A 22,030-nucleotide genomic window follows, 5' to 3' on the forward strand; every position below is an offset into this window, starting at 1 on the left:
TTAGGACAAAGTAACTATATAAGATCAATACACATATAGATAATAAGGTGTATTAGCAAGTTACTTGTTTAAAAGGGTATCATATACGATAAATACAGATATAAGATAAGGGATCTATATCTTTATACTTAAATCCAGAAGAAGATACAGATAGAGGAGTTACAGAAACTAAATCAATAGATGATAAGTTCTCTAAGTAATTAGAGTTAAACCATCTCGATTTAATGTTAGCTGTTTTTGCCTTTGTATCTTGAACAACCTTTGGTGATTGAACTTTTAATTCAGTAGAAGTAACTAATACACGAGAAGCTACATTACAACATGGCATATTTAGATCCATACTGCGTGAGTTTTGCTCCATCTCACCTGAACAGCATGACATATTACTATTGCCACTCATCTCCATACCACATACCATTACCTCTTCAGTACAAGTCCATTCTATAATCGGACTGGCTGTAACTAAAGTAGATAGTAATAAAAGTAATATGGATAGATATTTCTTCACTTAATGTCTGAATTGTTCTAATTGATGTGACAAAGATACTTATTTTTTACACCTAGACTATAGTTTTAAAGGTTTTTTATGCAGGTAAAAGCACTTTTAATTAATCACTTATACAATTATTTGTTTTTGTTGTATAATTAATCACTTTAGGGTAATTAGGGACATAGGCATAGCGTATTTTCTTATTGACTAAATAATCATTTAAGTATAATTAATATTAAAATGAGCTTTTTAGAAAATATAAATGAGCTTTATAGCAAAGTAATAAGACTGTAGTTCTGTATCTTTATCTTTAGAAAATAATAGAAAATGAAAACAAACAATACTTTGCAAACTATTAGTTACTCAGGTATTTTTCTTTCTTGTTACACAGATAATAATCAAAAGTGTATTCATGCTACTCCTGAGCATGTCTTAGTATATGTGTATTCAGGTGAACAAATCATTGAAGATAGAAATAAGAAAATAAAGGTTGGGGCAGGTCAATGCGTTTTTATACGTCGTAATCACCAATTGACAATGTACAAAAATGGTAAGGGTAAAGATAACTATAAGGGAATATCACTAACTTTTAATAGAAATGTACTAAGAGAGTTTTATAGTAAATTAAAAAAGAGTGATATTCCCAAGGGAGTAGCTGTATCTGATAAAAATGTATTCCCGATTGAACAGAAAGTTGATATAACTAGTCTATTCGAATCCTTAACTCCTTATTTTAATCAGAATGTTAAACCTTCGGATCAGGTAATTCACTTAAAATTACTTGAAGGTATTTATGCACTACTTAATAACTCTGATATATTCTATCCTTTATTATTTGATTTTACCCAACCTTGGAAGATAGATATAATGGAGTTTCTAAATGATCATTATATGGACGAGTTAACCATGGATGAGATAGCAATCTATACAGGAAGAAGCCTAGCCACTTTTAAAAGAGATTTTAAGAAGATAAGTAATCTAACCCCACAAAGGTGGATTATACAAAAGCGATTAGAATCAGCTTATGTGAAACTAAAAGAAAAAGGAGAAAAAGTTCAAGATGTTTATTTGGAAGTAGGCTTTAAAAACCCTTCTCACTTTTCAACAGCTTTTAAGAAGCAATTCGGTATTTCTCCTACGGAAGTGTAATAGATAATGAGCTTCTTAAAAAAGTAAATTGAACTTTTTAGTAAAGTCTTTGTTTAACTGATAATTTACTTTTGCCAAGAGTTATACATAATGTATCTATAGTAAAAACAATATTAATAAAAATACCTTTAAAAAGATGAATACAAAAAATGTAAAAGCATTTGGTACAGAAGCACCAGAGGCAGATTTAAAACAAATGAGCATTAGCCGTAGAGAAGTAACAGCTAAGGATGTTGAGATTGATATTCTATACTGTGGGGTATGTCACTCTGATCTTCATACAGCAAGAAATGAGTGGGGAGGAACACAGTATCCTAATGTTCCAGGGCATGAGATTGTAGGAAAAGTAGTGAAGGTTGGTAGTGGAGTTACTAAGTATAAAGTAGGAGATTTAGTCGGAGTAGGATGTATGGTAGATAGTTGTCGTGAGTGTGCTAGTTGTAAAGAAGGGTTAGAGCAGTACTGTGAACACGATAATATCCAAACCTATAATAGCCATGATAAACACTTAAATATGCAAACATTTGGGGGATACTCAGAGAGTGTAGTTGTAGATGAAGATTTTGTTTTAAGTGTACCTAGTAATTTAGATTTAGCTGCAACAGCTCCACTTTTATGTGCAGGGATAACTACTTTTTCACCACTTAGACATGCTAATGTAGGGCCAGGAAAAAAAGTAGGTATTGTAGGAATAGGTGGTTTAGGACATATGGCAGTAAAGATTGCAAAAGCTATGGGAGCTTATGTAGTTGTGATTACAACTTCACAATCGAAAGTAGAAGATGCAAAACGTCTTGGTGCTGATGATGTAGTTCTATCAACAGATGCAAATCAAATGAAAAACAATGCTAGAACGCTTGATTTTATCCTAGACTGTGTATCTGCTCAGCATGATATTAACGCATATTTATCACTGATTAAAAGAGATGGAGGTTTAACTCTTGTAGGAGCTCCTGAACATCCACTTCCTGTATCTGCTTTTAGTTTGATATTAAATAGAATTAGCTTTTCAGGGTCTTTAATCGGAGGTATTAAAGAAACACAAGAAATGCTAGATTTCTGTGGTAAACACAATATTACCTCAGATATTGAACTTATTCAAATGCAGGATATTAATAAAGCATATGATCGCTTGTTAAAAGGGGATGTAAAATACCGTTTTGTGATCGATATGGCTTCGCTTAAGAATAATTAAAGCTATAAAGAGGGTGTCCTGAGAAGGTCACCCTTTTTTATTTTATAATAAGGGAGGTAATAGTATTTTGTTATAGTCTATAAGATTTACTATTTTATAAGGGAATATGAAAGATTAATTAAGGGAAAAAGACAATAGTTGTCATTATTGTTGTTGCTTTTTAATAGGTATTGGTAAAAAGTGCTACTAAGTGACAATATGAGAAATTAAAAGCAATAATAAAGTACCTTGATTGTTGCTTAATTGTTAATGAAAGAATAATATTATACGTTTATTTAGTTGATTGAAGTATTTTATATGAAATTAAATCAAAAAATAAACAATAAGTAAATATATCATAATGAATTATGTTAATTAATATTATTTTTAATCAAGTTTAAAGGTGGTGTGATAAGCAATGCATTATAGTTCGTTTTCATTTCTATAAGTATTTATAAACTACTATTTATAGTAGTATGAATATCAAGTAGCCTAGACAAATTTTTTTCTTTTCATTTATAAAGACGCCAACCCTAACTATGCCGTCTGTATAAAACAAAAAAAAGCTATTCTTTTTAGAGTAGCTTTTTTTATCTTAAGTGCTCAAAATGTTATCTTTTATTATGCAAGACAATTTCATCCATCATATAAAGCAATATACAGCCTTAACTTTAGAAGAAGAAGGACACCTAAAAAGATTAGCTCAGTATAAGCAGTTTGTAAAACAAGAGACAATATTCTCTAGTGGGAGTATATCTAATGAGATATACTTTGTCATCAAGGGGTGTGTTAGACTTTATTACAATGTAGAGGAGAGTGATAAAACAGCTTTCTTTTATACTGAAGGACAGTTTATCTGTGCGGGAGAGAGTTACACCTATAAGGTAGCCGCTAAGGAGAATTATCAGGCACTAGAAGATACAGAGATTTGTGTACTCTCTAGAGAAGCCATAGAAGAGCTATTATCTATATCACCAGTATTTGAAGTTATTGCTCGTATAGCAGTAGAGAATGAACTCTTGACTGCTCAGCGTATTATTGCCTCTTTTGTAACCCAGTCAGCAGAAGAGCGATATAAAGATTTATTATCCCATCAAGGAGATTTGTTCTTAAGAGTACCTCAGCAGTATATTGCTACTTTCTTAGGAGTATCCCCAGAGACGCTTAGTCGTATTAAAGCTAGAGTGTTCAAATAAGTTTTCTTGACGATTGTCAAGTGTGTTTACCCATTACAGCTTCTAACTTTGTCTTAATCAAATAAAGCAGTAAGATTATGACTAAGAGAGTACTAGTGGCTGGAGCCACAGGATATTTAGGTGGAGAACTAGTAAAAGAGTTAAAATACAGAGGATATTGGGTAAGAGCACTTATTCGTTCAGAAAAACAAAAGGAATTAATATCTCTAGCAGATGAGGTTTTTATCGCAGAGGTGACTAAACCAGAAACATTACTTGGATGCATGGCTAGTATAAATTACGTATTTTCTACCATTGGTATCACTAGACAGAAAGAAGGGATGACGTATATGGATGTGGATTATAAGGGAAATCTTAATCTTCTTCATCAAGCGTGTATTACAGATGTAGAGCGTTTTTTGTATGTATCAGCTATTGGTGGAGATAAACTCCGTCACCTTGAGATCTTTAAGGCTAAGGAAGGTTTTGTAGACAAACTAAAAGAATCGGGGTTAGATTATAGAGTGATAAGACCCAATGGTTTCTTTTCTGATATGAAAGACTTCTTAAAGATGGCTAACTCTGGTAGAGTGTTTCTATTTGGGAAAGGAGATAAAAAACTAAACCCAATTGATGGTAGAGATCTAGCCAAAGTGTGTATTGATAAAATGGAAGGTAACAAGAAGGAATGTTCTGTAGGAGGTCCTGATGTGATGAGCCAAAGAGAACTTGCTACTTTAGCGTTAAAAGCACTTAATAAGAAGGAAAAGATAGTGTGTTTGCCAGACTTTATAAGAGTTTGGATTATAGCTTTATTGCGCTTGTTTACCTCATCTAAGACTTATGGCCCTTATGAATTTTTCTTAACGGCGATGGCTAGTGATAATATCGCTCCTACTTATGGAGAATACCATTTAAAGGACTACTTTAACGAACAGGTAGTAAAGAATAGTATCTAGTTTAACATACTAAATTAATAGGGTAGATACTTATATGTTTATAGAAGATTATCTTCATAAAACGAGGTATTTTTTTAAAATTCTGTTCTGTCTCAGTTGCAGTCTTGTTCGAGTCTTGTTCGGGTTTTATCCCATTTTTATCCCATTAGGTTCCGCAAATACAGAGATTTTGGGAAGAACTCGGAAACAAAAGTAAAAGATGAGTGAAATTAATTCAATGTAATGTATTGGTATTTAGTATTTTAATGTTGTTTTTTTAGATTTGACTACAGTCCGAATTTAGGTCATTTACTCCCATTTAGTCCAAATATTGCTTAGTAGGATTTTTATTAATGATAAATAATAAATAAAGTTCCCGTATTGGGAATAAAATCATATATTTGCATAGAAATAATTAATTATGAGGGTTATAGCTAAGAAAATACTAAGAGATTTTTGGGAAAAACATGGTGATTGTGAACAACAATTAAAGTCATGGTATCTTGAAAGTGAAAAAGGCACTTGGAAAAATATTAATGAATTAAAAGTAGATTACCCTAGTGCAAGTATTTTAGCTACTAATAGAATCTGCTTTAATATAAAAGGAAATAGTTATCGGTTAATTGTTAGAATTAATTTTAACTATCAAATGATGTGGATTAGGTTTATAGGAACTCATGCTGAGTATGATAAAATAGATGCAAATAATATTTAGAGATATGAAATTAAGACTATTAAAAACAGAAAAGGATTATCAAGAAGCTCTAATTAGATTAGAGGATATTTTTGATGCAATTCCAGGTACGGAGCAAGGAGATGAATTAGAGATTTTAGGTGTTTTAATTGAAAAATATGAGAATGAACACTTTTTTATTGATTTTCCAGATCCTATAGAAGCAATTAAATTTAGAATGGATCAAATGGGCTTTTCTCAAAATGATTTAGCAGAAATCATTGGGCAGAAAAGTCGTGCCAGTGAGGTTCTAAATCGAAAAAGAAAATTATCTCTTGACATGATTAGAAAAATAGCAGAAAAAATGCATATTTCTTCAGAGGTATTAATTCAAAATTACTAACAGTAAATAGAAGGCCTTACACTATTTTTAGTGTAAGGCCTTTTGTATTATTAAGAAAGAATCTCTAGGGGTTCGATGTGTTAGAATACGGTTTGTTACCTCACTTAAACCATTAACACCAAGTTCCTAGAGATTCAAAAGTACAAACCTTATATATGATCAGGAAGTTGTTTTTCAATACTTTCCTTGTCTTTTTTGCTCATCATTAATGTTCCGAGTTTATTGATATACACACGTGTTTTTAGGGTGCGTATTCTACCGTAGTGATGGAACAGTACATAGAGTAATACTCCTATACCAGCTATGTTGATATATCCATAGATTAACTTAGTAGCAGATAGCACACCGTTTAGCTGAACTAATGGCAGACTAATACCTGATCCTGCTCTTAATAGCATGGCGTCGTCTAAATACACCGCTAAGTTGTTTAAGCTTTGGATCTGGAATTGGTACTGTACCCAAGAGTAAGTAGCGCTGAATATCCCTACTGCGATAAACGTACGCCAAAGGATAGCAAACCCGATAAGCCCAAGCATACTGGCTAAGTCTAATTTGTCTAAGGTATAATACCACGTAGCAACAAAGATGACTCCCATACCATAGCCTTTAAAGAACATAGGTAGATACCACATCGAGTAGCTAAATGTAGTACTCATGGATAAATACATCATAATGGAGTACATCAAAAAGGCTGAGAAACCAGAAAAAACAAGCATGCGCAGTGGTATCTCATTCTTAAACCACTTATAACAGACAATAGCTGCAGAGACCAGTCCTGGTATTAAAAGTAGGTTTAAAGACGCATTTGTCTCTGGATTATAACCTAATATTCCTACCGCAAAGATGTTTTGTATCGTAGCTGTGGCTAAGTACATACCTAAGCAGAGTAGCATAATGGTTCCGTGTCTTACATTGTTTTTCTTAAATGCGTTTAAGGGCAAGAAGGGTCTTCTAATGAGTTGCTGTCTGACCACAAAAACAAATAATAGAATAAAGAATGAAAGAGCGGCATACCCAATAGTCTCTGATTCAAACCAGGCTTGTTGTTTCCCAAAGGCTAAAATGTAGGCTAGGATCATAAATGTGGTATTGAATAGCAATACACTAATCCAATCGATATAGATAAACGGAACCTTGCGCATAAAGCGCTGATTATGCTGAAAGATAATACAGATCATCGCTCCTACAAAGCAAATCATCGCGATGTACATATAGCTTATTTGCCAGTTGTATAAATGAGAGATCTTCGCTACGTAATATCCTGATAGTTGAGTAATAACCAGTAGGGCAGAGTAGTAGATACTGTAGAATATTCCTCTGTTTCCCCCTGTGCTTAATAACATCATTAGGGGTAATACTACCTCCATCATCCCAATCATCTTAAATACCCCGATCAAATAAGAACAGGCAATGATGATAAAAGGTTGGTATGAAGTTCCTTGTATAATAAACAGTACGCCACACATAGTTAATGATGTGACAAGTAGTTCCTTGGTTCTAAAGCGCGCTTTTATCCTTACAATAAGCGGCATCACTGTACCTAAACCTATAGCATAGGCATAGTTTGCCCATAGGTAGTACTCTGTCATCGCACCAGTACTTCCTGTTATATAAGTGATATTAGTAGTATATATACCACTTATACCACAGTATAAGGCTGCTATAAGCACTATGAGCAAAAGCATCACAGGTTTAGGTACCCAAGAGTGAAAAAGTCCTTTGTTGTACATTTTTGAGTTTACATTTTTAGAGGGAATAGGGAGAGAGGGAGATTTAGATAATCTGGTTTTATGTTTGAAGCCCTTATACGTCTCTTGGTTCCATCACTAAAAATATCCAATGGATATTTTATTTACGCTCAGCACTTCCTATTTCCCGTTCTCTGCTTCCTGCTCCCTATTACCTATATTCCCTGTTTCCTAATTCGCTAACTGTATATTCATATTCATTCCCGCTTTAAGTTCAGCGATATCTCCTTGAGCGTTTTCTTCTGTAAATTCGATACGCACAGGAATTCGCTGTTGTACTTTGACAAAGTTTCCTGTAGAATTGTCTGTAGGAACGCTTGAGTATCTCGAACCTGTAGCGGCAGAGATAGCAGTTACTTTACCGATAAAGCGCTTTCCTTTTATCGCATCAGCTGTCATTTCTATCACAGCGCCTATTTGTATATTGTTCATCTGAGATTCCAAAAAGTTAGCTGTTACCCATTTTTCGTTATCTCTTACGATTGTTGTTATCTGTTGACTTGGAGAAAGAAGTTGACCTTCATTAATTAAGCGTCTTCCCATTACTCCATCATAAGGAGCAGTGATAATCGTATAAGACAAGTTTAAATTAGCCATATCAAGCATTGCTTTGGTACGTTTGATATCTGCTTCATTTAACGCAATACGAGTTTGAATCTCTGATACCGAAAGTTTAGTTGTATTTTGTTGTTTGATTAGACCTTCATAAGCAGATTTAGCTGCTTGGTATTCTGTTTTTACTTGATCATATTGTTGTTGAGTTACTGCCTCAGCTTGAAGCAAGTTCTCATATCTTTTGCTGTTTTGTTCTGCATTCCACAATCTTGCTTTAGCTCCTTCGATATTAGAACTAAACACACCGATATTATTAGAGGCAGTCTGTACAGATGAAGCTGTAACATTCTTAGCCGCTAAAGCGCTTAGATAAGCCGCCTCGGCTTGTTCTACCTGAGTTAGTATTTCTCTGTTGTCAAGGATAACTAAAGTGTCTCCTTTTTTGACTTGTTGGTGTTCTATAAAGCGAATGTCTTTAATATACGCAGATACACGAGTATTGATAGGATTGATGTATTCTTCTACTTGTGCAGATTCGGTATAGTCCTTATCATTGATGTGAAAGTATTTGGTTAATAACCAAAAGAAGGCTATCCCGATTACTAAAAAGGTAAGTGTGTTTACTAAAAGCACTTTTGCTTTCTTCTTCTTTTCTTGTTTTGCTTTATCAGTAGCTGTTGGCTCAGTTGGAGCCTGCACTGTTTGAGGTTCAGTGGTTGTATTTTCTTTATTTTCCATGTTGTACTTTTTAGTAAGGTAATGATGGGGTACTTGCTACGCTTACACAATTACATATATGCACTGTCACACAAAGAGCGTACACAAGCTGTAGCGTAATTTGAGATTAGTAATTAACTATAGCGTTCCGGTTGCTTTTAGTAAATTATAATATTGGTATAATACATTAATCTCTGCATTGGCGTATTGAAGTTCTGCTTCAAGCTTTGCATTGGTAGCATCAGTCATTTCTGCTTGTATAGCTAATTGGTTGAGGTATTTAGCTTCTATGATTTTGTAGTTTTCCTGTGCTAACTGTTGACTTTTCTTTAATAGATTGGCGTTTTGTATTGCTTCATCATACTTTGTATAAGCAGCATTAACTCCCATTTCTATTTGTTGTTCTACAAGAGTTAGTGTTTCCTTAGCTTTTGATTTTTGCAGTTTCTCCAGCTTTACCTTTTTAGGAGTCTTGTATAGGTTGTCTATATTGTAAGAAAGCGAAACTCCCACTTGCCAAGCGTTAGAATACATATCCATCACAGGATTAGTAGTGGTAATAGGTCTTGCCATATTATATCCACCTACAGCTGCAAGACTTGGGTATTTGTCCGTATTAGCTATCTCTACTTTTTTTTGAGCAGCTTCTACGGTTTTCTCTACTTTTTGCACCATAGGATGCTGTGCATAAGCAAGGTCTAAGTAGTAGGCATAATCTCCTTCTAAAGCTTTGTGTATTAAGGCTTCGTTAGGGGCAATCTTTGTTGAGGTAGGCAGTCCTAAGGCAATGGCAAGATTGTAGTTTAGGATAGACAAATTGTTATCTACACTTAATAAGGCTTGATCCATGTTCTGCAAGACTAATTCTCCTCTTATAACTTCGTTGCGTGTCATCATTCCTTCCTTATAGTATCGATTAACGTTTTTTAAGCGGATTTGAGCGAGTTTCTTATTGTTTTGATATACTTGCTCCTGATGCACTAGTTTGTACATGTCTAGGTAGTTAGAAACGACTAAGAACTTTATCGATTGCTGATCTTGCACTAGGTCTAAAGAAGCAAGTTGTTCTCCAATCTTGGCAAGTTCAATATTCTTGTTAATAGCACCACCTTTAAACAAAAGCTCAGAAGCTTGCAGGGCATAGCTATTACCAAAGTGAGGCATGTCTTTAGTCATTACCTTGCTAAAGTCCTTGTCTAATATAAGAGCATCCCCGATATAAGAGGCATTTGCTGTAAAGGCAAGGTTTGGTAGTCTTTGTTGTTTTAATAGTTGTGTTTGTCCTTCACTAATATCTTTGTTTAATGCAGTAACCTTTAGCTGCTGGTGATTCTGCATGGCTAAGTTTACCGCTTCTTCTATACTAAGAGATTGTTGGTTTACCTGGCTATACATTGAGGTATATGAGAGTAGAAGTAAGCCTAATCCACAGAAGTATTTGTGAATAGTATTGTTCATTTTATTTGTACTTTATAAAGGACAAAGTTAGGTCAGTAGTACACGGTATAAAATGATTGATATTTACAAATAAGATGTTTAAAAGTACGATTTTATAGTTTAAACATTCCTCTGTATTGGGTTGGGCTGATGCTTTGATGTTTTTTAAAGAAATGAGCAAAAGCGTATTGATCGCTGAAATTCAGTTTACTAGCCAGTTGTTTGATAGGAATAGTGGTAGTAGAAAGCTGGGCTTTTGCCTCGTTAAAGATAAACTCATTGATGATCTCATTAGGGGTTTTTCCAGAGGTCTCTTTAACCACACTACTTAAATGTCTGATAGAAAGCTGTAAGCTATCTGCGTAGAACTGTACAGACTTGGTCTCTAGATAATGATCAGAGACAAGCATGACGAACTTATAGGTAATCTTTTGTTGAGAGGTCATTTGATTGATAGATTCCTCATTTCTAGGTGTGGCAACACTTACTAGGTGGTATAAGATAATATTAAAGTAATTTTCTATGATATATTGCCCGTATTCTACATCATTAAAGTTCTTTAGATAGTAACCTAATGACTCTACGTTAGTCCAGAAGATATCTATCTCGGATTGAGTAAGGTGAAAGTTGCGTTGCAATTGCGTTTTTAGATCTCTATATACCTTTAGGCGGTGTAGCTTAAAGGATGAGGTCTCTAAGAAGTTTCTATCATAACTCAAAAGACGAAGTTCTGCATCAGGAGTAATCTCGATAATTTCATATACATACTTGACATCAATAAGAAATATTGAATTCTCTATAATCTCAAACTCATTAATCTGCTCTCTAACTCTTAACCTTCCTTTTTTGACAAATAAGAATGACGAGCGCGTTGGTCTATAAGGGTGACCAAAGTTAGCCTGATCAAAGATGTTTTGTTGATCATAGATCTGTACGTGTATAAATGATGCGTTAGCTGCCGCGATATCTCCTTGAATCATAGGGTAGGTTTAGATATGGCAAGGTAGTAAATCTAAAGGATACTAAAAAAGCATATAGAAATAGGAGTGAATAAAAAGAGCCTTGATGTATAACCAAGGCTCTTGTATATTATTTGATTTCTCTCTCAAAAAGTAGAATCTTCTTACCTTTTTTGACTAAGTATTTCTTTGTCCAAAGGCAGTCATCATTGTATTCATATTCGAATGTTTCATGTTGGTCTAAACTTCTACCTCCAATCCCAATAAGAGGATATTTTCTTGTTGGAGTAGAACTTCTATCTATAGTTAAGACATTACCACAACTATCATAAGTAAATTCTTCGACATCTATTTGTCTGTTATTCTTTATAAAACTTGTGCGTTCAGCGCGTGCTATATTTCCCTTATCATCATACTGATAAGAAACTGACCAACCTTCTTTGCCAATAGATTCTTCAAACTCTTTAGAAGTTTCTTTAGCTATTTGCTTGTTTTGGTTATAGCTATATTTAGTATTTTGACTTTTTATTTTTAGTCCTTCACTATTATATTTTGTTTCTATGTCGACAGTTTTTGTTTTTTTGTCAGTATCAATAACTATCATTTGTGAAACGTTAGCATGCTGATCATAAACATATTTAAAAGTCCCTCTTAACTCTTCTTTAGAGAAAGTCTTAAAGGTATCAATTTGTCCATCTTTTAAAGTATACTCCGTTTTCCAATAATCTTTGCCATAAGGCGTTTTCTCTATTACTGTAGTGTATTTCTTCCAGTTAGGATTCTTTTCCAATTCTTTTATTTGAGCTTTTGAACTAAAACAAATAGCTAATAAGGCTGTGATACTCAATAGTAGATTTTTCATATAACAGATTTAATTAATTGTGTTATGTATATTAACTACTTAAGGTAGTAATATATTGTTGGTTAGAAAAATTAGAGAAACTTACTCAAAATCTGTTAATAGTGTTCATGTAAGAAATAGTATTACGGCTTTAATACTTTACTTCATCCACATACTTGGAGATACTCCATACTTCTTTTTAAAGGCAGAGGAGAAGTGACGAGGATTTTTATATCCTATAATATCAGATATCTCGCTAATGTTTAGTTCTTTGTTTTCAAGTAACTCTTTAGCGTGTTGCATCTTTTGATCTGCCCAAAAAGAGAATACTGTTGTACCGAATAGCTCTTTAAAACCTTTCTTTAAAATAAAGTCATTAGTACCTACCTGATGTGCTAAATCGGCTAAGGAATGTGTGCTATCTATATTGTTTAATATAAAGTCTCTAACAGCATAGACTTTATCTATATCTTTTTTGCTTATAGTGCTTTTCGGTGTTGTGTCAGTATTAAATTGCTCTAATTGTAAGAGCAATAACTCAATGACTTTGGCTTCTAAGAACATCTTTTTGAAAAGACCTTGACGCTCGCATTTGATAATCTGGTGCACAATATCATACATCTGTTGGCTAATAAACTGGTGATTTGGATGCAGCAGACTAGAGTTACCCTTTTCTATTGTATTTCTAAAGGCATCGAATAAATGATTATCTAAAGGTAAGAACTTTTTGAAAAAAGTAGGGGTTAAGTTGATTTCACAAAGCTGAAAATCATTAGCTTCCCATTGCATTTTACCTGTCATATTATTGGCATAAATAATATTATGAGAATGTGCTCCAAAAGATATATCCTTATTGAAATTAGTTGATGTAGCTGTACTTTTTCCTTTTAAGGTAAAATGCATCTCAATAGTCTGAAAATCACTTTCAAACCCCAATAGTATAGGCTTAGCTAACGAGACATCTCCAAAGCCAATGTGTACGCCTTCAAAGTATATTTCTTTATAATATCCCTTTCCCATAAAAGTATCCAGATAAGTTGTGCTCTCTTTTACAGGGAGATTATCTGTGTCAAAATAAGAAGTAGGATACTGTTTATCTACTAAGGTATATTGGTGCTTGATATCATATAATCGTAAATTCATAGCTCTTGTATTGAAAACATTTTATGCGGACTTTTTACTCCGTTTAACAGACATTGATAGACAATGAGTCGTTTACATTTGCACAAATATATTAATTGTTTAGAATTGTTCTTAATAAGTGTGCGTTTTTCTTCTTTTTAAAAAAGGACAAATATTAGAATAAGCTAAATAAAACTCAATGTAACTACTTGTATGAATCAGCAAAAGCAAATGATATTAAACGATAGATTGCCCAAAGTGATGTGGCAACTTTCTTGGCCTGCCATTGTAGCGATGGTCTTATACGGATTAAACAATTTCTTGGATGGAATATTTGTAGGGCATCTGATAAGTAATACGGCTTTGGCAGCAGTAGGTATAGCTTATCCCTTGGCTCAGTTCGCTCAAGGTTTCGGGACGTTAATCGGTACAGGTATAGGTTCTGCTATTAGTATTTGGATAGGAGCAAAGGATACCGAAAAACTAAACAAAGCCTTTGGAACGGTTAACTTCTTAACTCTTGTTTTCTCCTTGTTAATTACTGTCCCATGTTATGTATTTGCAGAAGAATTAGTCTATATGATGGGAGGGCGTGATGAGATACTAATTACGGGAGTAGAGTATTTTAAGGTTACTATTATAGGGAGCTTCTTTTGGATTCATGGACTGGCTTTAAATATGATTATTAGAGCTGAGGGAAGAATGAAAACAGCGGCTTGGATGATAGCAGTAGGTTTATTAGTTGATTTAGCTTTAAAACCTGTCTTTATTGATACTTTAGGATGGGGAGTGGCAGGAGCTGCTTGGGCGACTAATATTTCGATGGTAATTTACACTGCTTTAGGAGTGTGGTACTATGCAAAAGGAAAAGCTTCTTTTCAAACTAAATTTTGGTCTTTAAAACGCGATAAGGCTATCTTAAAAGAGACACTTTCTTTAGGAATGCCAGGTTTTATTATGATGGTAATGATTGTGATTCAGAATATTGTAGTGTTTAATGCCTTAGCTAAATATGGTTCAGCCTCGGATATTACTTTCTTTACTGCAGTTAATCGTTTTTATATTCTACTCAATACTCCTTTATGGGGGTTAATGCGCGCTTTACAGCCAGTGGCAGGAATGAATTATGGTGCCAAACAATACAAGCGTAGTATAAGTGCATATCGCTTATTTTCTCTTGTAGGTTTAGCCTTCTTATTGCCGTTTTGGTTTATTGTGATGTGTTATCCTTCAGGTGTTCTTTCAGTGATGATACCACATGTTACGTTTCTACCTACACAACTAATGGACTTTAGAATCTATATGAGTGTACTCTTAGGCTTGCCCTTTGTGTTTATGGCTATGGTGTGGTTTCCAGCTGTAGAACAAGCCAAACCAGCTACTGTAATTAGTATTCTACGTCAAGTCGTGTTTTATATTCCAGTGATGCTTATTGTACCTTCTTTGTATGGTATTCGCAGTATCTATTTGGCCAGTGCAATTATTGACTGGGTAGTTTTGGCTATGGTTCTATATGCTGTGTACAGAAGTACAAATAAACTAAGAGCAGTTAGCTAAGGAGGCTTGTTGTTAGGAGTTTATATATAAAGTAAATAAGTTAAACATAATAAATTTTAAAATGAATTATTCGACGAAGATCAAATGGTCTTTTATTTCAAGTATTATTGCTTCCATTTTATGGGTTATTGGAGATGTTTTTGTAGCAGGATTTGATGTGAATCCAGCAGATTATCCGCTGTTTTCTGAGACTTATGCCAATGAGTTAGATGTGAATTTAGCAGTGCTTATGTTAGAGGGATCAACCAATCGATTGATGTTTGGAGGATTAATAGCTTCTATGTCGGCTTTCTTGTTTTTGCCAGGAGTGTGGTTGGCGTTTCAGTATTTTAAAGATCAAACTAAGCCTTACGCATGGATTACATACTTTGTGTTAATTATAAGTGTAGTATTAATGCCTTTAGGACATTCTGACTTTTATTATAGTGGAGAGTTATTTAAAGCAATCTATCATACAGATCCTATTGCTCATCCTTATTTACTTGAGATGTCTAGAGGTTTTACTAAGGTATTATACATCGCTTGGGGAACAGCTATTATTGTATTGCTGGCAGGATGGTTGATGTTTTCTATTTTGGTGTTTATGAATAAGACAAAACTTCCAAGATGGGCGGGGCTGTTATCACCAGTATTCTTAACGATATTTCAATTGCCTATTCGCATGGCATTACCTCAATCTGAACTTAGAGGGTATCTTATCTCAGCAGGATTTAATCTGTCTTACTTAATCTTCTTTATTCTCTTAGCTATCTTGTTTAGAAAGCAGTTGCAAGAAGTAGAAAAGTAAAGACTTCTTTTAGTATGTACAAATAAGCAGTAAATAGGTATAAAAAAAGCTTATTAGGTACAAAAATGTAAAAATAAGTATGCTGTGATGTGTTTATTTGTACATATTATGTTCAAATAAGAAGTTTTTTGAATAAAAAATAGCTTATTATTACAAGGCATTATATATAACAAAAGGGCTTAACTGTGATGGTTAAGCCCTTTTTTTAAATAGATGAAATAACCCTTTTTAATTATGTACAAATAAGAAGTGAATAGATATGAAAAAAGCTTATTAGGTACAAAAATGTAAAAATAAGCATGTTATGATATTCTTATTTTTACTATTTTTGTACAAATAAGAAGTTTTATGAACAAATCAAGACTTATTCCGACAGATAAAATTATAGAGAGATTACAGTTTGAGAACCCTTGGTGGGTGACTAGAGAAATACCTCATGTTTATCAAGATATGTCAAGGAGATTATATTTTGATCTCTTTTATCCATTTATTGTAGAGCATGATGTAAAGAGAGCTGTAGTATTAATGGGACCTAGACGTGTAGGAAAGACTGTGATGATGTTTCATAGCATAGATAAGCTAATCGAAGAAGGGGTAGATCCTCAACGTATTTTCTTTATTGGTATAGATAACCCTATCTATATTCACTTAAGCTTAGACGAGATTCTTTCTTTGTGTAAAGAGGCTTTACAAAGTGAGAGTTTAGAAGATTGTTACGTTTTTTTTGATGAAATACAATATTTAAAAGATTGGGAAAGACATCTTAAAGTTTTGGTTGATTCTTATTCTGATACCAAATTCATTGTATCTGGATCTGCAGCAGCAGCATTAAAGTGGCATAGTACCGAGAGTGGAGCAGGTAGATTTACAGATTTTATGTTGCCACCATTGACTTTTCAAGAGTTTATTCATCTAAAATCAAAAGATCATTTAATACATAAAGGGACGGTTGATTATGGAGATATGAAAGTAGCTCATTGTTTAACACATAATATTGAAGAGTTAAATAAAGAGTTTGTACAGTATCTAAACTTTGGGGGATATCCAGAGGTGGTGATGTCTGAGAAGATCCAACAAGATATGGGAAGGTATATAAAAAATGATATTGTAGACAAAGTGCTATTGCGTGATTTACCAAGTTTATATGGAGTAAAAGATGTACAAGAGTTAAATCGATTCTTTTCTTACATAGCCTATAATACAGGTAATGAGTTTTCTTATGAGACAATGTCTAGAGAAAGTGGCATACAAAAAGAGACACTTAGAAGATATCTCGAATATCTTGAGGCAGCTTTTTTAATTAAAGTATTAAACAAAGTAGATGTCGTTGCTAAAAGATTAAAACGTATTACAAGTTTTAAAGTATATCTAACTAATCCTTCTTTGAGAACTGCTCTTTTTTCTCCTGTGAAAGAATTAGATAGTGAAATGGGAAATATGGTTGAGACTGCTATTTTGTCTCAATGGATGCACCGTGAGAATTTAGATTTAACTTATGCTAGATGGAAAGACGGTAGGTTTGAGGGAGAAGTAGATTTAGTTTTAGTAGATGATAAGAAGTTTAAGCCTGTATGGGGAGTGGAAATAAAATGGAGTAATAGATACTACGATAAACCCCAAGAGTTGAAAAGCTTGATACAATTCTGTGAAGCAAATAAATTCAATAGTGCATTAGTAACTTCAATAGACAAACAAGGACAAAAAGTAGTAGGAGAAGTAAGCCTTACATTTCTGCCAGCCTCAGTTTATGCATATAATATTGGAGAGAATACCTTAAAAATGAAGTCAACAAGTTATTAAACAACAATAGTAGGAGTACGTGATGTATAAATAAGCAGTAAATAGATATAAAAAAAGCTTATTAGGCACAAAAATGTATAAATAGATAGGTTTGAATGTGCTTATTTATACACTTTATGTTCAAATAAGAAGTCTCTTGAAGAAAGTATAGCTTATTATTACATAGTACTATTTAAAAGAATAAGGGCTTAACCATCACAGTTAAGCCCTTTTGTTTTATTAAATATTCTGTTTCTTTTCTTTGATAAAGTAGCAAGCCAAGTATAATATATGACAAGCTAGCAAGGAGTAAGCTGTTAAGCTCATAATATCAGATGGGATAAGATTAGTCACTGCTGAGATAATAAAGGTTAATAACAGTTGTAAGGTTCCTAAAAGAGCAGAGGCTGACCCACTATTAGTAGTAAATGGTGCTAGTGCTAGTTTAGTCGTAGTAGGGAATAACACTCCTAGAGTTAGTACAATAAAAAATAGTGGTACTAATAATGCCTGTATAGGCTCTTTAAGTAGACACATTACTACAAAAGCTGCTGTCCAAGCTAAACCAAAATAGATAGTGTATTTAATAATCTGCTCTACTGTCCACCAACGCGATAATACAGAATTGGCAAGCCATGCTCCTAAGATTAACCCTATGGCATTAAAGGCAAATATAGAGCTAAAGGTATTAGAAGAAAGACCTCCGTATTCCATAATCAGATAAGGAGCATTCGCTAGATAAATCATTAAGATACTATAGGTTAAACTCCCGATAAGAGTATACTTAACAAAAATACTGTTCTTTACTATCTCTTTAAAGTCAGCCATTAGATTAGTGTTTACCTTCTCTGTAACAATACGCGTTTCTGGTAAGAAGAAAATAACAGCTAGCAAACAAATAATCCCTAAGACCACAAGTGTTACAAAAGTAGATTGCCATACAAAGTGGCTAATTAAGAAGTTACCAGCTACAGGGCCTACAATAGGTGCTACACCAGCGATAATAGCAAGTAGTGAGAATACATTCATACTCTGATCTGCTGAGTAGTACTCGTTTACCACTGCTCTGGCGATAACCACACCTGCACATCCTGCAAAGGCTTGAAAGAAACGAGCTGTCCAGAATTGTTCGATAGTCTCAGAGTAAATACAGGCTACAGAAGCTAGTATAAAGATGATCAGTGAGGCTATAGTAGGGAGTTTACGACCATAGCGGTCTGAGATAATTCCCCAAAATAACTGTCCAGCAGCAAATCCCCCTAAAAAGAAAGAAAGGGATAGTTGGACATTTTTTAGATCCGTATTAAAGGTCTGTGAAATCTTTAGAAACCCAGGTAAGTATAAATCAATACTAAAGGGTTCTATAGCAGATAGTAACGACAATATTATCACTACTATAAACTGAGCTTTTGTTAACTTATTCATATTCTTGTTTTGACAGGGGCAAAAGTAGTTTGCTAGTCTGGTCAAAACATTATCTTAAGAGAGTATATTATTGGACTTTTTTCACCTGTTTTCTAAATTCAAGAGGAGTAAGGCCACTGTTCTTTTTAAAGAAACGGTTAAAGTAGTTGACCTCGCTATAGCCTAATTCCTCTGCGATTTGTTGAATATTTAGTTCAGAATATCCTATTAACCTTTTGGCTTCTAAGAGTAGTCTATTATGAATGTGTTGGTTTAGTGTTGATTCAGTGGACTTTACTACTAATTCATTCATGCGTTTTACTGATAGGGCTATTTTATCCGCATAGAAAGAGGTAGGGGAGTGACTAGCGTAATGTTTCTCTACAAGCTCAAGGAGTTTGTGCACTCTAGTGTCTATCAGTGGATTTTCTTTAGAAAGTTCTTTTAGATCTTGGATATGAGTGATGTATATACTTAGGTATTTCTCTAATACCAAAGTGCGTTTTTGTGAATCCCACTCTTGTTTAAACAAAAACATTATCGCTTTAAAGAGCTCTTTTTTATCTTCGGATAACTCAAACCATAGTGGAGGATTAAGCCTAAAGGATTGCTCTTTAAATTCTTGTGTAATGATTCGATTAAAGTAATCCTTATTAATAGATAGGAAATATCCTTCTACCCCTGTAGGGTTGATATTGTGCATCTGACCAGGGTAGATAACCCAGATTTGATCCTTAGTGATCTCATAGGATTTAAAGTCAACTTGCTGCAGGGTATTATTAGCCTTAGTAAACCAATAGATTTGATAAAAGTTGCACTGATAGTGATAATCAAGATTAAATAGCTCGATATTATCTTCTATCATAAAGAATTCGATAGGCACATCCTTGTCGAATTGCTCAGCTTTTACAATCTTTTGTTTAGGCATTATAGGGTTTGTTTTTTTAGTTTTACAAAGATAAGGGTTTGTTTTAACAGATATAACCAATACCCTTTTTGCATACAGAATCTTTTAATGAATTTATCAGTTTTAATTTTATTTAGCCAGTTAGTCATTAGTAGTCAGAATAACTTAGTTTTTTTACTAGTTCTATGAAACTATTACTATTAGTTTTTGCTAGTATATTTTTGCGATGTGTTTGAATAGTATTATTGCTAACGTTTAATAAATCTGAAATTTGTTTACTGGAGAGTCCTTGTTTGATTAAAGTGAGGATTTCTAATTCTCTATTTGTTAAATTAAAATTGTTATTTAAATCTAAGTACATATTTTGAACCTTGTCAAATATTTTATAGTCCGTATGTTTACAAAACGCATCTGGATTAATAATCTTATGCATAATAAGAGCTTTTGATAGATTTCCGTGTTCATTTATCTCTAGAGCTTGACTCTCTTGAGCGACTCTTACACTACTACCATCAGCTTTAATTATTCTATAACTATATTTTTTGATATACCTGAAATGATCGTTGTATTGAATCTTACTAGTGAAATTTATTCCTTGCTCTTCTTTTTCTAAAAAATAGTCCAAGTCATCTTTATGAATAATCTCAGTTAAGAAATTCAAATCAAAATTTTCATTGTTGTAACCTGTAATAGTAGTGAAAGCTGAATTAACAAATAATACAGTATTTTTTGAATAATCCAAAATAAAGAAATAGACAGATTGCTCTTCTGTTTCTTTATGTTTTACATTGTTTTTTGTACTATGGTTATTATACAGATTTAACCATGTGGTGTTTTTAATGGTTTCCATACTTTTTGAGTTTTTGAGTTTTGTTAAAAAGGTTAGCTTTTAACAAATACAGGGCCTTGTAAAAGCTATTGGTTGTCATTTACAAAGATGTGTAAAACCCCAAAAAGTTCACAATTTAAGACAGGTAGTATTATGGGTAGTGAGATTTTTGTCCCCTAGTATTAAGCTGTCCTACCTTGTGCCTACCCGCTTGTTTTTACCTATACTTTTACCTATACTTTTAGTTTTTTTTGATTGTAATGTATTGATTTTTAATGCTTTTGTTTTTTTTGTGATTTATTGAAAGGTTTAGGTTTGAATTTTAAAAATGTATTAAGCTATTTGATATGTTAACATAATAAAGTGGACAATTTGTTACATTATTAAATAGTATATGGCATAAGGTAGGGGATAATTTACCCCCACATGTTTATTTGACAGTAAAAAGTAGTACTTTGAGTCTAGTTTTAAGAAATTATGAAGAAAAAACTTCTCAATAATTGTATTTTTTTGCTATGCTTGTTATCATATTTTGTAACTATAGCTCAGGCTTATGATTACAAAAAGTTATCAAGTAAGGTTAGTGAATATAACAATCAAGCAGAGTATGAGAAGACCATTGTTTTTTTAGAATCTGTTTTATTAGATAAACAATCAACATCATATGATAGATATAGTGCTTATTATTTAAAGTACCTTACTTATAAAAGAGTGTTTAGTTATAAGGATGCAGAAGATAACTTACATCTGGCTTTGAAAGAGGGAATTAAAACTGAATATAAAGAACAAATAATTGCTCAAATTAGATTTGAAGAGTTATTTATTGCTTTTGACTTATTGGAGTTTGATAAAGTAGCTAAACTTCAACACCTTATCAAGGATAGGGATTTAGAACTTGTAGATTCAAGTACTCTTGCCTTTTGGTTTATCGTAAAAGGTACAATGCATACCAGAGAAGGTCTTTTTCAAGAAGCAGAGAAGGTGTATAATAATGCTATAGCGGTATTAACTAAGAAAGATTCGGAGCATTTACCCTTGGTATATAGTAAGATGATTGATTTATATCAAAAGATGAATAAGCATGAGCAAGCTTTAGAGAGCTTTCAAAAGGGGTTGTCTTACGCCAAACAGCACAATATGGATATCTATATACTAAATATGTATGCTGGATTAGGCCGTTATTATAAAGATATTGGAGATTATCTGAAAGACAAAAACAGATTGTTGACTTAGTTCAAAAAGGTAAAACAAATAAAGAAATAGGGGAGACATTGTTTATTTCAGAAAATACAGTAAAGTACCACTTGAAAATTATCTATGAGATATTACAGATAAAGGGAAAAGCAGATTTATTAAAATAGAAAAAGCCGTCTTTAAGACGGCCCT

The 22,030-nt window shown here is 33.2% G+C and carries 21 protein-coding genes; 11 read left to right on the forward strand and 10 right to left on the reverse strand.

All coding sequences use genetic code 11. The features are described 5' to 3' along the window. Nucleotides 1–79: 79 nt before the first annotated feature. On the reverse strand, nt 80–508 hold the full coding sequence (locus BMX53_RS15025; protein ID WP_074747313.1) for a hypothetical protein: 429 nt from the start codon (nt 506–508) through the stop codon (nt 80–82). A 309-nt stretch (nt 509–817) separates the two neighbouring features. On the opposite strand from BMX53_RS15025, the gene BMX53_RS15030 reads away from it, so the two are divergent. The 6 genes from BMX53_RS15030 (at nt 818) to BMX53_RS15055 (ending at nt 6,002) form a co-directional block, all read left to right on the forward strand. Further along, the gene (locus BMX53_RS15030; protein ID WP_074747316.1) at nt 818–1,639 is read left to right on the forward strand and encodes an AraC family transcriptional regulator; all 822 of its coding nucleotides are present in this window, start codon (nt 818–820) and stop codon (nt 1,637–1,639) included. Between the two features lie 136 nt (nt 1,640–1,775). Next, a complete protein-coding gene (locus BMX53_RS15035; RefSeq protein WP_074747317.1) occupies nt 1,776–2,834 on the forward strand; it encodes an NAD(P)-dependent alcohol dehydrogenase in 1,059 nt (352 codons plus the stop codon). Between the two features lie 602 nt (nt 2,835–3,436). Then, entirely contained in the window at nt 3,437–4,009 is a 573-nt protein-coding gene (locus tag BMX53_RS15040) for a Crp/Fnr family transcriptional regulator (protein WP_074747360.1), read from the forward strand. A gap of 77 nt (nt 4,010–4,086) precedes the next feature. Further along, nucleotides 4,087–4,947: an SDR family oxidoreductase gene (locus BMX53_RS15045; protein WP_074747320.1), complete on the forward strand. Its 861-nt coding sequence runs from the start codon at nt 4,087–4,089 to the stop codon at nt 4,945–4,947. Nucleotides 4,948–5,347: 400 nt separating this feature from the next. Next, nucleotides 5,348–5,641 (forward strand): type II toxin-antitoxin system HigB family toxin, encoded by a 294-nt coding sequence (locus tag BMX53_RS15050; RefSeq protein WP_063176148.1) that lies wholly within the window; start codon nt 5,348–5,350, stop codon nt 5,639–5,641. Nucleotides 5,642–5,645: 4 nt separating this feature from the next. Then, nucleotides 5,646–6,002 (forward strand): helix-turn-helix domain-containing protein, encoded by a 357-nt coding sequence (locus BMX53_RS15055; RefSeq protein ID WP_074747363.1) that lies wholly within the window; start codon nt 5,646–5,648, stop codon nt 6,000–6,002. 149 nt (nt 6,003–6,151) lie between these two features. Here BMX53_RS15055 and BMX53_RS15060 read toward each other — a convergent pair whose 3' ends face one another. The 6 genes from BMX53_RS15060 to BMX53_RS15085 all read right to left on the reverse strand — a co-directional run bounded on the left by BMX53_RS15060 (nt 6,152) and on the right by BMX53_RS15085 (nt 13,402). After that, nucleotides 6,152–7,732, reverse strand: coding sequence for an MFS transporter (locus BMX53_RS15060; protein WP_074747323.1), 1,581 nt, complete (start codon nt 7,730–7,732; stop codon nt 6,152–6,154). Between the two features lie 189 nt (nt 7,733–7,921). Next, the gene (locus tag BMX53_RS15065) at nt 7,922–9,043 is read right to left on the reverse strand and encodes an HlyD family secretion protein (protein WP_038986647.1); all 1,122 of its coding nucleotides are present in this window, start codon (nt 9,041–9,043) and stop codon (nt 7,922–7,924) included. Between the two features lie 117 nt (nt 9,044–9,160). Beyond that, a complete protein-coding gene (locus tag BMX53_RS15070; protein WP_038986646.1) occupies nt 9,161–10,480 on the reverse strand; it encodes a TolC family protein in 1,320 nt (439 codons plus the stop codon). A 92-nt stretch (nt 10,481–10,572) separates the two neighbouring features. Next, nucleotides 10,573–11,439: a helix-turn-helix domain-containing protein gene (locus tag BMX53_RS15075; RefSeq protein ID WP_038986645.1), complete on the reverse strand. Its 867-nt coding sequence runs from the start codon at nt 11,437–11,439 to the stop codon at nt 10,573–10,575. Nucleotides 11,440–11,548: 109 nt separating this feature from the next. Next, entirely contained in the window at nt 11,549–12,280 is a 732-nt protein-coding gene (locus BMX53_RS15080; RefSeq protein WP_074747325.1) for a hypothetical protein, read from the reverse strand. Between the two features lie 138 nt (nt 12,281–12,418). Next, a complete protein-coding gene (locus BMX53_RS15085) occupies nt 12,419–13,402 on the reverse strand; it encodes a helix-turn-helix domain-containing protein (RefSeq protein ID WP_074747328.1) in 984 nt (327 codons plus the stop codon). Between the two features lie 192 nt (nt 13,403–13,594). Between BMX53_RS15085 and BMX53_RS15090 the strand changes: the two genes are divergently transcribed. The 3 genes from BMX53_RS15090 (at nt 13,595) to BMX53_RS15100 (ending at nt 17,525) form a co-directional block, all read left to right on the forward strand. Next, entirely contained in the window at nt 13,595–14,938 is a 1,344-nt protein-coding gene (locus BMX53_RS15090) for an MATE family efflux transporter (protein ID WP_074747331.1), read from the forward strand. Nucleotides 14,939–14,999: 61 nt separating this feature from the next. Continuing rightward, nucleotides 15,000–15,725 carry a DUF6796 family protein gene (locus BMX53_RS15095; RefSeq protein ID WP_063176141.1) on the forward strand — a complete coding sequence of 242 codons (726 nt, stop codon included), beginning with the start codon at nt 15,000–15,002 and terminating at the stop codon, nt 15,723–15,725. A 348-nt stretch (nt 15,726–16,073) separates the two neighbouring features. Beyond that, nucleotides 16,074–17,525 (forward strand): ATP-binding protein, encoded by a 1,452-nt coding sequence (locus BMX53_RS15100; RefSeq protein ID WP_063176140.1) that lies wholly within the window; start codon nt 16,074–16,076, stop codon nt 17,523–17,525. Between the two features lie 219 nt (nt 17,526–17,744). Here the strand turns inward: BMX53_RS15100 and BMX53_RS15105 are convergent, their stop codons facing one another. The 3 genes from BMX53_RS15105 to BMX53_RS15115 form a co-directional block, all read right to left on the reverse strand. Further along, entirely contained in the window at nt 17,745–18,929 is a 1,185-nt protein-coding gene (locus tag BMX53_RS15105) for a multidrug effflux MFS transporter (protein ID WP_063176139.1), read from the reverse strand. A 67-nt stretch (nt 18,930–18,996) separates the two neighbouring features. Then, nucleotides 18,997–19,836, reverse strand: a complete 840-nt coding sequence (locus BMX53_RS15110) for a helix-turn-helix domain-containing protein (RefSeq protein WP_063176138.1) — start codon at nt 19,834–19,836, stop codon at nt 18,997–18,999. Between the two features lie 127 nt (nt 19,837–19,963). After that, complete coding sequence (locus BMX53_RS15115; RefSeq protein ID WP_063176137.1) at nt 19,964–20,665, reverse strand: LuxR C-terminal-related transcriptional regulator; 702 nt, start codon at nt 20,663–20,665, stop codon at nt 19,964–19,966. A gap of 456 nt (nt 20,666–21,121) precedes the next feature. On the opposite strand from BMX53_RS15115, the gene BMX53_RS15120 reads away from it, so the two are divergent. Continuing rightward, nucleotides 21,122–21,877 (forward strand): tetratricopeptide repeat protein, encoded by a 756-nt coding sequence (locus BMX53_RS15120; RefSeq protein ID WP_133145901.1) that lies wholly within the window; start codon nt 21,122–21,124, stop codon nt 21,875–21,877. Next, entirely contained in the window at nt 21,865–22,005 is a 141-nt protein-coding gene (locus BMX53_RS19445) for a helix-turn-helix transcriptional regulator (protein ID WP_074747334.1), read from the forward strand. Before BMX53_RS15120 ends, BMX53_RS19445 begins: the two co-directional genes overlap by 13 nt. The last annotated feature ends 25 nt before the right edge of the window (nt 22,006–22,030 follow it).

The organism is Myroides marinus (assembly GCF_900109075.1).
GTDB lineage: Bacteria > Bacteroidota > Bacteroidia > Flavobacteriales > Flavobacteriaceae > Flavobacterium > Flavobacterium marinum_A.

Bases quoted from the DNA above. Each gene is read 5' to 3' on its own strand.
- BMX53_RS15035 (WP_074747317.1), top strand. From the start codon at position 1,776: ATGAATACAAAAAATGTAAAAGCATTTGGTACAGAAGCACCAGAGGCA.
- BMX53_RS15080 (WP_074747325.1), bottom strand. From the start codon at position 12,280: ATGAAAAATCTACTATTGAGTATCACAGCCTTATTAGCTATTTGTTTT.
- BMX53_RS15045 (WP_074747320.1), top strand. From the start codon at position 4,087: ATGACTAAGAGAGTACTAGTGGCTGGAGCCACAGGATATTTAGGTGGA.
- BMX53_RS15110 (WP_063176138.1), bottom strand. From the start codon at position 19,836: ATGCCTAAACAAAAGATTGTAAAAGCTGAGCAATTCGACAAGGATGTG.
- BMX53_RS15050 (WP_063176148.1), top strand. From the start codon at position 5,348: ATGAGGGTTATAGCTAAGAAAATACTAAGAGATTTTTGGGAAAAACAT.
- BMX53_RS15095 (WP_063176141.1), top strand. From the start codon at position 15,000: ATGAATTATTCGACGAAGATCAAATGGTCTTTTATTTCAAGTATTATT.
- BMX53_RS15065 (WP_038986647.1), bottom strand. From the start codon at position 9,043: ATGGAAAATAAAGAAAATACAACCACTGAACCTCAAACAGTGCAGGCT.
- BMX53_RS15075 (WP_038986645.1), bottom strand. From the start codon at position 11,439: ATGATTCAAGGAGATATCGCGGCAGCTAACGCATCATTTATACACGTA.
- BMX53_RS15090 (WP_074747331.1), top strand. From the start codon at position 13,595: ATGAATCAGCAAAAGCAAATGATATTAAACGATAGATTGCCCAAAGTG.
- BMX53_RS15115 (WP_063176137.1), bottom strand. From the start codon at position 20,665: ATGGAAACCATTAAAAACACCACATGGTTAAATCTGTATAATAACCAT.
- BMX53_RS15070 (WP_038986646.1), bottom strand. From the start codon at position 10,480: ATGAACAATACTATTCACAAATACTTCTGTGGATTAGGCTTACTTCTA.
- BMX53_RS15105 (WP_063176139.1), bottom strand. From the start codon at position 18,929: ATGAATAAGTTAACAAAAGCTCAGTTTATAGTAGTGATAATATTGTCG.
- BMX53_RS15120 (WP_133145901.1), top strand. From the start codon at position 21,122: ATGAAGAAAAAACTTCTCAATAATTGTATTTTTTTGCTATGCTTGTTA.
- BMX53_RS15055 (WP_074747363.1), top strand. From the start codon at position 5,646: ATGAAATTAAGACTATTAAAAACAGAAAAGGATTATCAAGAAGCTCTA.
- BMX53_RS15030 (WP_074747316.1), top strand. From the start codon at position 818: ATGAAAACAAACAATACTTTGCAAACTATTAGTTACTCAGGTATTTTT.
- BMX53_RS15060 (WP_074747323.1), bottom strand. From the start codon at position 7,732: ATGTACAACAAAGGACTTTTTCACTCTTGGGTACCTAAACCTGTGATG.
- BMX53_RS15100 (WP_063176140.1), top strand. From the start codon at position 16,074: ATGAACAAATCAAGACTTATTCCGACAGATAAAATTATAGAGAGATTA.
- BMX53_RS15085 (WP_074747328.1), bottom strand. From the start codon at position 13,402: ATGAATTTACGATTATATGATATCAAGCACCAATATACCTTAGTAGAT.
- BMX53_RS15040 (WP_074747360.1), top strand. From the start codon at position 3,437: ATGCAAGACAATTTCATCCATCATATAAAGCAATATACAGCCTTAACT.